This window comes from Klebsiella michiganensis (genome assembly GCA_000963575.1).
GTDB classification, from domain to species: Bacteria; Pseudomonadota; Gammaproteobacteria; order Enterobacterales; family Enterobacteriaceae; genus Cedecea; species Cedecea michiganensis_A.
In genome coordinates this window covers 3001523-3014171 of record CP011077.1, presented here as the reverse complement: position 1 = coordinate 3014171, position 12649 = coordinate 3001523, and the positions used below count along the sequence as shown (strand labels likewise).

Annotated in this window: 18 protein-coding genes and 2 pseudogenes; all 20 read left to right on the top strand. The window is 42.6% G+C overall.

The features are described from left to right. The first annotated feature begins 20 nt into the window (after positions 1-20). The 20 genes and pseudogenes from VW41_14055 to VW41_13960 all read left to right on the top strand — a co-directional run bounded on the left by VW41_14055 (position 21) and on the right by VW41_13960 (position 12416). A complete protein-coding gene (locus VW41_14055) occupies positions 21-572 on the top strand; it encodes a hypothetical protein (protein AJZ90071.1) in 552 nt (183 codons plus the stop codon). A gap of 96 nt (positions 573-668) precedes the next feature. Continuing rightward, positions 669-998 (top strand): annotated as a pseudogene (locus VW41_14050) (hypothetical protein). 93 nt (positions 999-1091) lie between these two features. Next, on the top strand, positions 1092-1391 hold the full coding sequence (locus tag VW41_14045; protein AJZ91976.1) for a hypothetical protein: 300 nt from the start codon (positions 1092-1094) through the stop codon (positions 1389-1391). Between the two features lie 2 nt (positions 1392-1393). After that, positions 1394-1651 (top strand): hypothetical protein, encoded by a 258-nt coding sequence (locus tag VW41_14040; GenBank protein AJZ90070.1) that lies wholly within the window; start codon positions 1394-1396, stop codon positions 1649-1651. Between the two features lie 117 nt (positions 1652-1768). Continuing rightward, complete coding sequence (locus VW41_14035) at positions 1769-3232, top strand: hypothetical protein (GenBank protein AJZ90069.1); 1464 nt, start codon at positions 1769-1771, stop codon at positions 3230-3232. A gap of 6 nt (positions 3233-3238) precedes the next feature. Continuing rightward, on the top strand, positions 3239-3544 hold the full coding sequence (locus VW41_14030; GenBank protein AJZ90068.1) for a hypothetical protein: 306 nt from the start codon (positions 3239-3241) through the stop codon (positions 3542-3544). 841 nt (positions 3545-4385) lie between these two features. Further along, positions 4386-4610, top strand: a pseudogene (locus VW41_14025) (hypothetical protein). A gap of 362 nt (positions 4611-4972) precedes the next feature. Further along, the gene (locus tag VW41_14020; protein ID AJZ90067.1) at positions 4973-5359 is read left to right on the top strand and encodes a hypothetical protein; all 387 of its coding nucleotides are present in this window, start codon (positions 4973-4975) and stop codon (positions 5357-5359) included. A gap of 343 nt (positions 5360-5702) precedes the next feature. After that, positions 5703-6029, top strand: a complete 327-nt coding sequence (locus VW41_14015; GenBank protein ID AJZ90066.1) for a hypothetical protein — start codon at positions 5703-5705, stop codon at positions 6027-6029. Between the two features lie 307 nt (positions 6030-6336). Further along, complete coding sequence (locus tag VW41_14010) at positions 6337-6519, top strand: hypothetical protein (GenBank protein ID AJZ90065.1); 183 nt, start codon at positions 6337-6339, stop codon at positions 6517-6519. 219 nt (positions 6520-6738) lie between these two features. Further along, positions 6739-6933, top strand: coding sequence for a hypothetical protein (locus VW41_14005; GenBank protein ID AJZ91975.1), 195 nt, complete (start codon positions 6739-6741; stop codon positions 6931-6933). Between the two features lie 119 nt (positions 6934-7052). Continuing rightward, entirely contained in the window at positions 7053-7523 is a 471-nt protein-coding gene (locus tag VW41_14000; protein ID AJZ90064.1) for a hypothetical protein, read from the top strand. A 605-nt stretch (positions 7524-8128) separates the two neighbouring features. Continuing rightward, positions 8129-8587 carry a hypothetical protein gene (locus tag VW41_13995; protein ID AJZ90063.1) on the top strand — a complete coding sequence of 153 codons (459 nt, stop codon included), beginning with the start codon at positions 8129-8131 and terminating at the stop codon, positions 8585-8587. A gap of 361 nt (positions 8588-8948) precedes the next feature. Beyond that, the gene (locus VW41_13990; GenBank protein ID AJZ90062.1) at positions 8949-9428 is read left to right on the top strand and encodes a transposase; all 480 of its coding nucleotides are present in this window, start codon (positions 8949-8951) and stop codon (positions 9426-9428) included. Between the two features lie 62 nt (positions 9429-9490). Next, entirely contained in the window at positions 9491-9742 is a 252-nt protein-coding gene (locus VW41_13985; protein ID AJZ90061.1) for a hypothetical protein, read from the top strand. Next, a complete protein-coding gene (locus VW41_13980) occupies positions 9736-9918 on the top strand; it encodes a hypothetical protein (GenBank protein AJZ90060.1) in 183 nt (60 codons plus the stop codon). The genes VW41_13985 and VW41_13980 overlap by 7 nt, the downstream gene beginning before the upstream one ends. Before the next feature lie 230 nt (positions 9919-10148). Then, positions 10149-10760 carry a hypothetical protein gene (locus VW41_13975; GenBank protein AJZ90059.1) on the top strand — a complete coding sequence of 204 codons (612 nt, stop codon included), beginning with the start codon at positions 10149-10151 and terminating at the stop codon, positions 10758-10760. A gap of 325 nt (positions 10761-11085) precedes the next feature. Then, positions 11086-11316 carry a hypothetical protein gene (locus tag VW41_13970; GenBank protein ID AJZ90058.1) on the top strand — a complete coding sequence of 77 codons (231 nt, stop codon included), beginning with the start codon at positions 11086-11088 and terminating at the stop codon, positions 11314-11316. 205 nt (positions 11317-11521) lie between these two features. Next, the gene (locus VW41_13965; protein ID AJZ90057.1) at positions 11522-11926 is read left to right on the top strand and encodes a hypothetical protein; all 405 of its coding nucleotides are present in this window, start codon (positions 11522-11524) and stop codon (positions 11924-11926) included. A gap of 112 nt (positions 11927-12038) precedes the next feature. Beyond that, positions 12039-12416 (top strand): hypothetical protein, encoded by a 378-nt coding sequence (locus VW41_13960; GenBank protein AJZ90056.1) that lies wholly within the window; start codon positions 12039-12041, stop codon positions 12414-12416. Positions 12417-12649 lie beyond the last annotated feature (233 nt).

The window sequence follows — 12649 nt, the reverse complement described above, 5'->3', positions numbered from 1 at the left end:
TGTTAAGATAGAAGCTTATTATGGTAAGCCTGATGGTTCAGGTGCGACTGCATGGCCCGTATTTAATAGTAGGGATACCAATGCTAAATGATAGAATAAATTTCTGGTGGAATAATAATAGTAAAGATTTCACACCAGTAGGTAATAAATTTGGGTTATCAACAGATAAAACCACTTTAGGCTATGGTTCTCGAGAGTTAGCAGGTTGGTTATCTGATGATATTCAATATTCCCTAAATTCCATTGAGATTTGGATTGATAATTTAACCAACCTAGAATCCAGCAGGGCACCAGATGGCTTTTATGGTATAGGTAATGCTCATTGGGTAATGGTAACAAATAATTTAGTTTTTATTGCTTGTGAATACGTTAAAGAACAAAGAGTTATTCTTGTGATAGAACAGCTGGTTTATATTCTTGAGCAATATAAAGAATTCTTACAAGGAGATTTTAATAATCCAAACGTACCTCCTGAGCCCATTGATGTAGAGTACATAGCAGAAGGAGAAGAAGCGATGAATATTTATGCCTCTCTAGAAGGTTCTCATGGGGTGTATTATTTAGAAGAGTAATTTTCTTACCCTTGATTGTAGGTTGAGAATAATAATCTGGTAGCCTTAGCGCGTTTTGGAGCCACAGCATGCGCTAAGATCGCTTCATGCCGTAACTTGGTAGTGGAGAAAGGGCAGGGGGCGTTGCTGGGCATCGGCGTGGCGAAAACGGCGATGGACAATGTCTCAAATGCAGACCGCACAATGATACTGGCAGCGGCTATGACAAATAAAGCCGATGCAATAGAGCGGCTCACCCCGGAGCAGCAGGCAGCGTATAAGGAAATGGTCGAGGGGCAGAAAGGCACACTGCTTCCCTTACCGGCGCTTGATCGGCCGCTGGTTGACAGTACGCTGACGAACCCTGTCCCGGAGCAGAACAGAGGCACGACGCTGACCACGTCGGGTCAACACGATCAGAATGGCAGCAGCCATACCGGGAATACAGGTGGTAACCAGACTGTAGCGCAAGCACCTAATAACACAGGTAATACAGAAGGTGCGCCTGATTTACCGACGAACTGCGAGAGTAGTAATAAAATCACGCAAGGCCAGCCTGCGGAGATCCGAAATAGTGAGGGGCGTCCGGTTGGCGCTGTTATTAATGATGTACAGCAATCACGACCAGCAGACATTTTGCTTCAAGAAGATGGCAGTTGGATCGTTAAAGGTAGTGGTGCGAATATCCACGTCATTGATCCTAATGGGGAAGTTGTCACTTCATTCAAGAACTCTGACAAGAACACAGCGCAACGTTTAAATGATGGTCGATGGAGCAGGCCCGATAGCAGTCAACTATATGAATTTAAGAATAAATTATCTGACTATGTAAGGTGGTAATGATGGATGTTCTCAAGGTTGATTACATTCCAGGGGTAAACGTCACTTTGTTTGATGTTCGTCTCTCTGAGTCTGAAGTTGTAGTTTTTTCAGACTGTGTAAACTATGTTTTGAAAAATTGCTCAGACGAACAAATAGAGAAGTTAACTGAGTGTTCAGGCAAAGAAGAGCTATCTTGGTTTTTGGCTGATCTTTTAGATCTGATGAAATCTATGGAACATAAGGAATATATACCTGAGAGATATAAAAATCTGGATTAATATATAAATCAGGATCTTTATAAATATCTATGCCTCTAATCCCGGCCAACTGGACGGGATCTTTGCTTCTAAGCCCTGAAACCTTCTTTTTTACGCCGACGTAGCTGGATTAGGAGCTTGGGTGGGGGGGATATCCACAACCAGGCCGATTACAAGGTGGAACACCAGAGCGGAGGGTTCAGCACCGGCGGTAACATTGGTGGCCAGTTCGTGGGGAACCTGGCGAACACGCTGCTGACCGGGGTCAACAAAGAGGGGCACGACAGCTCCACGACCCGGTCGGCAGTGTCGGCGGGCACCATCACGGTACGTGATACAGACAAGCAGCAGCAGGATGTGGCTAATCTCAGCCGCGATGCGGAGCACGCCAGCCAGACGCTGAGTCCTGTCTTCGATAAAGAGAAAGAGCAGAAGCAGACCATCAGCGTGCTGGGCACCCTGGCAGCGGGTCTGGCAGGAGGCGTGGTCGGTAACGGTACAGCGGACGCGGTGGCCGGGGCGCAGGCGGGTAAGTTGTCGGCCGAGCACAACTTCCTGAGCGTGCAGAAAGCCGAAACACTGAATAAATCCATTAAGGATCAGAAAGCCGGTAAAAACCTGTTAGAAGCTTCACAGAATATTGTCAGACTGACGAATGAAGATCGAGCCAGCAATGTGTTGCTGCAACAGTTCCAATCAGGCCAACCACTGACAGAAGGCCAGAAGCAAGAGCTAGCTGGATTGCTTAACCAGTATGGTTATGAACTTCAGTCTATGTACGGATATACCCCACAGCAAGCGGCTGACGCTGTTCAGTCACTGGTTGCAGGAAAAGCATTTGTTGCCTCAACAGGAGATACCAAAGCATACAATGAGGCGCTGAGTTATCTGAAAGGGTATAGCGTGCAATCCGGCCAGGCTGCATTAGGAACCGATGCTTTACTCGCTTTGCCGGGTGCTCCGGGAATTATTGCACGTTCAACGCTGGCAGCAGGTGGGGGTTATCAAGCCGGTACTGGGATCGGCCAGATCGTTGATGGCAACCATGGTGAAGGTGCACTGAATATAGGCTTAGGGACAGCGGCAATTTTTGGTGGTGTTGCTGGAAATAATGTTATAGGTAAGACAGATGGCGCAATAGCGTCACCGGGTAACTCTACTATATGGCAAACCGGTTCTATCGGTAATGTGATTACGAAGTCTGAGGGGGCTTTAACAGGGCCTGTCACTAAGATAGAACCAGGTATGACGAAGGAGAATATTCGCTCCCTAAACCGAGAAAATGAGAGTGCTAAAATTCTCTCACAATCAGGGTTTTATGTAGAACAAAACCCTTCTGTAGCTGGAAACAAAAATCCAGATTACCGGATTAATGGTGAGATTTTTGATCACTATGCGCAAAAATCTAGTAGCGTTAGAAATATTTGGACTGAAGTAAAAGGAAAGATTGATGAGGGACAAACTACTAATGTCGTAATCAATATTTCTGATACTAAGGTGAGTATGAAAGCGTTACAAAACCAGTTCAGTCAATGGCCAGTGTTGGGCATGGATAAGTTAATTATTATCGATAAATCCGGTAATGCGATTAGGGTAAAGTGAGTAAATATGTCAATAAGTATAAGGTGTTACACTAAATTTTCAGTTTATGAGCTACAACCTCAGTTGGATCGTCTTTTATCAAGTAATCCAAAGGTATTCCCCCAACATTACATTTTGTATAAAGCAAGAACGTTGGGACCTTTTGACAAAGAGATATCTAATGAATTTGGTTTCGACCCTGAATCATATTTTTACATTGATGTGAACAATAAAGCATTAGAAATATCGACTGACGAAATGGCCGATATGGTTAGAAATGAGCTTGGTAAGGAAAATGTCATTGTACTGTTAAATGGTGAAGATCTGATCTGAGCCTGGTAGTAACCAGTCAACTTGAGGGGATTTTACTTTATACACCAGTCGGTTACCGCCTCACCGCTGCGGTTTGCCGATCACTTCGATCAGCTCCGTGACCTGCCGCTGCTTGCGGGCGGAGAACTTACAGACCCTGCGCAGCGTCTGTAAGTTCTCCGGCTCGGGCGGCGGAGGCGGCGGTGCCTCATTTGAGCATTTGCCGGATACAACGAATCAGTTAGTTAAGAACATAGATGGTATTTACGAAGTAAAAGTTAATGTCACACCACTTGAAGGGCATGGCCGACTTAATACTAAAGATGCATTAGGCAACGGAAAATATAATCCAGCAGAGGCGGCTGCAGCTGCAAGATTGGAAACCTCATTGGGAAAAATGGAAAGGCTACCAGAAGGAACCGTTGGTACAGCAAATGCAGATTTTGTTATCACAACTGGGGCGAATAAAGGCAAAACAGTTGATTTAATGTATACAGCAAAAAATCTAAAACAAGTGGAAATAGATGGTATTAACAAGTTCTATGAAACAAAACATGACGATTTCGAGAGAAGTCGGGGCGTTTCCTCCTGGTCAAGATCAAATCATTAAACATTTAAATAAGGCAGATATAGTTCCGGTTGATTTCAGTGTGTTAACGCCTGGGAATCAACTGATATTTATGTGTTATGTTAAAATACTTCCAAAATAACACCAGGATAAAATTATTATATTGAGGTGATTATGGGTTCATATATTGGTATTGGCTATGGTAAAAATAGTGGCGATAATTTAAGTGTTGTGTTAAATAGAAGTGCATCAGGAGCTTTGGAAGTATTATTTGATAAGGCATTAAATGCAAAGTATCCCGCGCTTTATGAAACAGTAATGGAAGTTTATGTTCTTGATCAAATTAATTTTTATGATCTGGAGAAAAAAGATTTCAACATAGCAATAAAGGCAGTTCGTAATTATTTAACAGAAATAATCGAGCCGACAGAAGCACAATTATTTCAAAAGGTAGTATGGAACAACGAAATTGAGCCTTTAATAAAACAAGATAAGCGTTACGAGGATCCTAATGCCTAGTTGAGGTGTCTCTTAGTCGTCTTACCTCCTCAGTTAGTTAGAATAGCAAATGTTTGGCTCGGCGAGTGAGGAGGTAGTTACTGCCTGCCTGAAATCTACTAATGCCATGAATAATACAAAGTAACAGCTAATTGCGGTGGGAATTTACAGTCACAACAAGTGCAGGTGTTAAATATGGCACAACAGGCAAAGTGAAACTGATTCATTAGCTCCTACAGAGATTAAAGAAATTCCTGGTGGCCGAGTGGGTAAACTTCCTGATGGTCGAACTGTTATTGTTCGTGAGCACTGATGGAAGACCAACATTAGAAATCCAGTCGGGCAAAAACAGGATCAAATTTAGATATGACGAATGATCTTATATGACTGAAAAATTGATGTATATCACCTGTGGTGAAAATTATGCTAAGATAAATCAATTGGTTGATCTTAGATATTTATCTGGAACTTTGGAACTGATTTTAGCTTCAGGTCATGCAGATGAAACGAAAAAAAGCCGTGTTGCATTTGATTGGGTACATTCTTTCCGTGTTACCGATGAAGGTGAACTGTTAAAAATGCAAGATGACTTGAATGGTCAAATGGTTATAGGGATCTATACAGTAGAAGGATCCCGATATCTAACATGGTTTAACGAACAAAGCGTCAATACTCATGACGGAGATAATATAACTCATTACTTGATAGTTACAGATAATGATGTGATTGATGTTCTATCTTCCGTTAGCCCAATAATATCATTCTGTTGAAAGAATCGTGGCCATCTTGCATATGCCGAGGGCAACAGCGCAGCGGCGGGCGGGGCAGGTGCAGGCAGCGCAGCTTATCTCGGAGATTGGGAACCAGGCGGCGGATATAGCGCGGACGCAGGGTGAGATTGCGGGCCTGAAGGCGGAAAAGGATCCGTCGCGCGGCGCCGTATCTGGCGGAAATAATCCATAAAAAGACCACTGACCCGATAACGGGCGAGGTGAACACCGAAGCAAACCTGATGGCCCATGTGGTGCTGGGCGCGGTGGTGGCGAAGATACAAGGGAATAATGCACTGTCAGGCGCCGCGGGGCGACCACTGCGGAATTCATCGCGCAGCAGATGTACCCGGGGATAAAGCGGGATGACCTGAACGAAGAGCAGAAGCAGACCATCAGCGCGCTGAGTACGCTGGCGGCAGGGCTGGTCGGGGGCGTGACAGGCAACAGCCTGGCGGATGTGCAGGCCGGGAAGAATGCAGTTGAGAATAATTATCTGAAGGTTGTTGCGGAAGGTTGTGCTATCGCTGCCCCATGTCGTAGCAAGGTTGCAGAGCAACTGCTAGAGATCGGAGCCAAGGCGGGTATAGTCGGTATCGTAGGGGCAGCTATCAAGGATGTTGCGGACAAGATGACGTCTGATGAGCTAGAGCATGTTGTCACGTTGTAGATGATGGGTAACGATGAGATCACCGGAAAGTATCTGAATTCACTTCAGCTCCTGCTCATAAAGGTGGTGACCAGATAGCTGGACCAGGCCCAATCAATACGGGCGGAAACTAACTACCAGATCAGGGTGTAAACCATACTTGAAATAATACAGGGCAAGCTGATGCGGGTCCCAGTAATACAGATGGTAACCAGACTGTAGATCAACCACCAAACAATACAGGTAATACCGAGGCCGTACCTGACTTGCCAAATCATATGGTAAGTGACGGGCACGATAATGGAGCGGAAAAGCCGTCTAATATAAAATGGCGGATGATAAAAATTTAAAAAATAATGACGTAGATGCTCATGCTTTGAAGGGGGATTTTTTGGGTGATGGGAAAAATACTAACTATGACATTTATGTAGAAAGAGATTCTGGGCAACTGTGGATCTTTAAGAAAGATGGTAAGTGGGATGGTATACCGACAGGCGAGTACATTAAATAGGGTATTATTATGGATAAAACAACTGTAATGGCATATTTTTCTATTTATGGTGACTCTTTTGACGTTGATGATGTTACCCGGAAACTTTGCCTTCAGCCTGATGAAGTAAGAATAAAGGGATGTATCCCTGACGGCCAAAAAAAACCAAGCATTGAGACGCGTTGAAAATTATCTACGGGTGATGAGGTGTCTTATGATATTAACGAACAGCTAGATAAGATAATTTCATTGCTTTATGGTAAGGAAAGTGACTTACAGTACGTTAAAATTAAACATAGCGTAAATTTTATTTTTACATTTGTCGTTAAGATTGAGAATGGTGAAAAGCCAGGAATGAGTTTTAATACGGAAAAACTGGCTTTTATAAGCAATATTGGGGCTGAGCTAGATATTGATTTATACATTTATAGTTAAAAGTGATATGACTTAGTTGTACGAGATTCCGGCCAATTGGTCGAGATCTTTGCTTCTACACCTTGAGGTGGTCTCATTGGCGAAAATCATCCATAAAAAGACCACTGACCCGATAACGGATGTCAAATGATATTTGTGGTTACGTATTTCCCCCTGTCGTTCACGAGACAAAAATAAACTTGGAAGAATATATGTCTAGTAGGGAAGTCGGTATCAGTAAGATAACTGAAGAGCAGTTATATAACTTTCCTGTGGAATTCATTCCATCAGATGATGTTTTTATTTTTATTATAGGGGATCGACCTGGTTATCCTAATGCAACATATCTAATTGATTATGATGAGTATGATCCAGAGACATCAGATATTGGTTTCCCGCCAGGAGCTAAAGCTCGTCTTGAGATACTACTTGATACCCTGGCTGATATGTACAGGATTACAAATGCAGAAAAAATGATAGTCGCATTGACTGAGTGCAACCAGATCGAAATTATAACGAAAATAAAATTATCTGAACTATATAATGTAATACATACGGATTTCGAAGCGTATCTGTCGCCACCTGATACACTCTACGAAATCACTGTGTAAAAATATGCTGGCCACTATGCCGGAATTTTATTCGATAAGGCAATCAGTTAGCGTTTTAACGCTGCGAAATGCCGGTGACCTCGAGCCGCTTCTTAAGTTGTTTTTGTTTACGGCAGGAGAACTTACAGACCCTTAGTCGGTCTTTAAGTGTTCCGGCTCGTGCTGCGCGATTTTCTAAGAGGTCACTATCAGATAATCCTGCATCATCCGCACCTTAAACTAAGTCCCGACCTTAAAGGCGGTGTATTCCAACCAGTTGTCGGTAGGTAGATTGTCTGCATAATTTCTGGATCTGACTGTGTGTAACGCCTTCTATTCCACCAGAAAATGAAGATTTTTTTGCATGCTAACTACCGAGGTTAGATGCAATCTAAAAAATGAATTATATGTAAAAATGTTAGGGCTTGTATTTCCCTACATACGAAATCTACGACTTCTGGAAGTGAAATTATATTGACTTTACCGTAAGGTTTATACCAATGGTAAGTATGTTTGCGATCCAAGATTGTCATTAAAACCGATCCCTAAGGGGGACTGGGAAAAGCATATCAAATCTATAAATTAAGGAATATGACGCTCTCCGAAAAATTACAGAGGTTAAAACAATGTTTCAGATAGGTAAGAAAGAAACCGTATTATTGGATTTTATCGAATCTTTAGGTGCTCTCGAGTGGCGTCGTTATCAGAGTCGGATTCAGGATGAATGGGTAAATGACCATTTTGAAAAGGTTGATCGTTCTAAGTATCCTCCTTACACCAGTTTTCGCTTCAAAGAAGAGAATCCGGAAGTTGTTGTGTTATTAGAAGAGGCCATTAAGTCTTATAAAGGAGAAGTACAGTGGTCTATGATTAGTCAAAAAAAAGAATATGGTTCAGGAGTTAATAGATGTATCTTGCCTAAATATATTGAAGAGCTTGGTAAGAAGATGGAGTCAGTTACACATGTAATAAACGAGTATGTTAGTGATTATTGTCCAGATTTTGGCCCGATGGCTTATGACGATCTTCATAGCCTTACTAAACATGTGCGTTCAGTGTTCAAAAATGCCGGATATGACGTATAAATTTGGTTTGAGTGCTCTTTAATAGTAGATTGGATTTGTAGCTACAATGTAGTGTTCTCCATCGAGATGGTAGGATACCGGGCATAAAATGTCTATGCCTGATGGCCTGGCCAGGAGTCAATACCTAAGGTTAAGGAAGGAAAATCTAAAGATACTCAAATCTGGACAGAGGCGAAGAAAAAAGAGCCTGTACCATAATATTTATGGATGTAAGTATCCCTGCAAAATGAACCATTCAATTTTAAAGATCTTCCGACATACTGAATATGTCCTTTAAGGAGATTACCATGCGTAAAGCCCGATTTACTGAGTACCACTGGCGACGCCGCAAGCGTTAAACCAGAGCTGGTCCATCGATTTTATGCACGATGCGCTGGTCTGCGGCAGACACTTTCGGACCTTCAATGTGGTGGATGATTTTAACCGCGAAGTACTGGCGATAGAAATCGACCTGAATATCCCGGCACAGCGGCTCGTGAGAGTGCTGGACAGGATAGTGGCAAACCGTGGATATCCGTTGAAAATGCGGATGGATAATAGCCCGGAACTTGTATCTCTGACGCTTGCGCAATGGGCTGAAGACCATGGTGTGGAGCTGGAATTTATCAAGCCGGGTAAGCCAACACAGAATGCGTTTATTGAGCGGTTCAACCGGACGTACCGGACAGAAATCCTGGATTTTTACCTGTTCAGGACACTGAATGAAGCACGAGAAATCACTGGGCGTTGGTTGGTTGAATATAACAGCGAACGGCCTCATGAATCCCTGAATAACATGACGCCGGAAGAGTACCGACTGATGGCTGAAAAACCGGAACTCTCAAAAAGTGTGTGGAACTAAAACGGGGGTGCTTACAAGATCGCTTCATGCCGTAACTTGGTAGTGGAGAAAAGGCTGGGGCGTTGCTGGGCATCAGCGTGGCGAAAACGGCGATGGGCAATATCTCGGATGCAGACCGCACAATGATACTGGCAGCGGCTATGACGGGTAAAGCCGATGCAATAGAGCAGCTCACCCCGGAGCAGCAGGCAGCGTATAAGGAAATGGTCGAGGGTCAGAAGGCACACTGGTTCCCTTACCGGCGCTTGATCGGCCGCTGGTTGACAGTACGCTGCCGAACCCTGTCCCGGAGCAGAACAGAGGCACGATGCTGACCACGCCGGATCAACGCGATCAGAATGGCAGCAGCCATACCGGGAATACCAGCGGTGTGCCGGATACAGGCGGCAACACCACGGTAACACCAATCCCGGATGGGGTGAATAAAGATGACTTGGCTTACCTTGATAAACCGGTCTCCCGAAGGGGCTGCGAGATCGGGGGCATTTAATAAGTCTAAAAGACGTTCTGGTATTCCTGTAAGTCAAAGCCCGAGCAAAGTGTATCCAAATGTTGATAGGCGACAAAAACTCAGCCTGGCTATATATATGAGTTTGAGATACCTAATCTGGTGGTGGAACTCAGAAAGTATATATTCGAGATGATGCTGATGGTCATTCTTTACAGATGATTCAAGCCAGAATCGAGACCCATATTTTAATGATGAAAAGGATAATCATTATGAATGTTAACTATGTTAAGCGTTATGCTAAAGATATCAATGTCAAAAATGACATTTGTAAGTTCGATGGTATACTTCCTTCAGAAGTTGGTGTTTCAGCTGTTAGTTGGGAATGGCACGGATATTCACGAAGAGAGTATGGAGGTGAGTTATTAAAAGAAATGTTTGCTGTTTTGACTGATAATAACAACGATAAAATTCATTTAATGGTTCAGTTGGTACCTGAGCAACCTAATACCGCGATTGTAAACTATAAAAAAACATGGGGATTAATAGAATCTTCAGGAGTAAAAATAGATGGTTTTTTGGATAAGAAATCATTTATTGATAAAGGAAGTGAAGGGTTGGTGTTAACAGGGTATTGTTGTACTATTAGTTCCCTTGTTAGTGATGTCCAGAGATTAATAAATGCAGAGGAAAGAATTTATTTTTCTAATTGCCCTCCAGATTTAAGTGATGTTGATACCCCCCCGGAGGGACGGATAATAAAATGGATTAAGGATATATTGCATAACGATGGGGTTATCTTTTTTCTCTTAGGTAGATTTGATGAAAGTGACTCAGAGGTTGTTGCCATAGGTAAAGAATTACCTTTGAGAAAAATCATATAATCAATTTATTTTTTAACAATGCCCTAATGATGGGCCAGGCCAGGGTGATTTGTCTTATTTGGTCCTTAAAGGAAAGAAGCTGAGAAGGTTGTAAAAAATCGTTTTTGGTCCACGGAACCCTTCACCTAAAGTTTCATTTAACTCATATGGCCAACTGGCATTCTTGAATGAAAAGGTTTATATTGTTCCAGATATAGATAGCCATAATGTCATTAATAGCTGGAAGATGTCAGGCCGAATTAGTAATCAATGAGTGAAAGACCTATCTACTACAGCAGGTCAGATTTTTGAATGGAAGAGTTACTCAAAAAAAGGTGCTATGTCTATGGAAAATAAAATTGCTTTCTATCAGGAAGTGAAAATATCTCCTGACAGCAAAGGAAAAAATAATAAGTATGCGGGGAAAAAAGGTGGTGTTATGGGAATAAGTGAAGAAGATGGAGTTCTCTATGGGTATTCAATAAAACTTTATGATGAAGAATATCTTTTATCTTTTGACAAAGATGAAGTTATCCCGACGGGTAAGCAGCTCACACAAGATGATTTTTTCAACTAGTAAAAACTAATCCTGGCCACTATGTCGAGATTTTACTTTATTTACCACCTAACGCGATGGCTTACACGATCACCTCGAACAACTCTGTAACCAGCTGTTGCTTGCGGACGTATTGGTAAAAAAAGTACGGTTGTAGATTTTCAGAAAAGGTGGGAAAGGTGAAGGTATCCCGACTGGCGAATTTATTAATAAGTAGGCTAATTACATGGATAAAACAATAGTAAAAGCAGAGTTTTCCATTTGCGGAGATGTCTTTGATCCCAATGAGATAACTGCTTTACTACAGATAGAGCCTATGGAGGTTCAGCTTAAAGATCTCATCAGTGGAACGAAAAAAAGACCGAGTACAGAGACTAGTTGGTCAATCTATACAGAGAAAGAAGAGTCCTGTGATGTAGATATGCAAACAAAAAAATTATTATCTTTGCTGAGATGTAAAATTGATGTCTTGAACGAAATAAAAGAGAAATATGGTGTTACGTTCTATTTTTCTCTTTTAATAGAAATAGAGAATGGGGAAAAGCCAGCCATCTATTGGTCAGCAGAGACGAATCGGTTTTTGGGTAGTATTGGTGCTGAAAGCTCTATTGATTTATATATTTATAGTTAAGCTCATATAGATTAATGACATAAGAACCCAGCCAATTGGCCCGGTTCTTTACTTCTACGCCTTGAGATGGCCTTATTGGTCCCAGGTCAGCGGCAACAGCCCGGCGGACGTGGTGGCAGGTGCGCAGGCCGGGAAAAATGCGGTTGAGAATAATAATATACTGACAGTTGCAGCCAGAGGTTGCGCTATAGCATCACCCTGCCGGCCGAAAGTTGCAGAGCAGCTACTGGAGCTGCGTATAAAACTGGGAATCGCGGGTCTTGCAGGCACAGCCATCAAGGACGTTGCTGACAAGATGACGGCTGATGAGTTAGAGCATTTTGGCATGCTGGAACTGGTGGGTTATGATGAGATTACCAGGAAGTATTTTGGCTTGCTTAGGGACAAGTTTGGTTCTGAAAATGCTTTGAATCCGAATATTGCTACAAATCTGACGGATGCACAGAAAGCCGAATTTGGTGGGACAGGGTCAGGAACACCGTGCGGCTGAGGACCACAGGATGAGGAGAATGCGAGAGATCATCAGTCCAAAAATATAGCCAAAAAAGATGTTGAAAATTTGGGGTATGACACTAATAAAGTATCTCATATTTTTGCTGATAAGCATCAGATGAACAGACTTGTAAAAGAATTTGATGTGCCTGAAGCTGCTCACAAAGACGGCGAGTATGTTTATGATCCTGGATTATCGTTAAAGCCCAATCCAAACTGGATTGGGAAAAC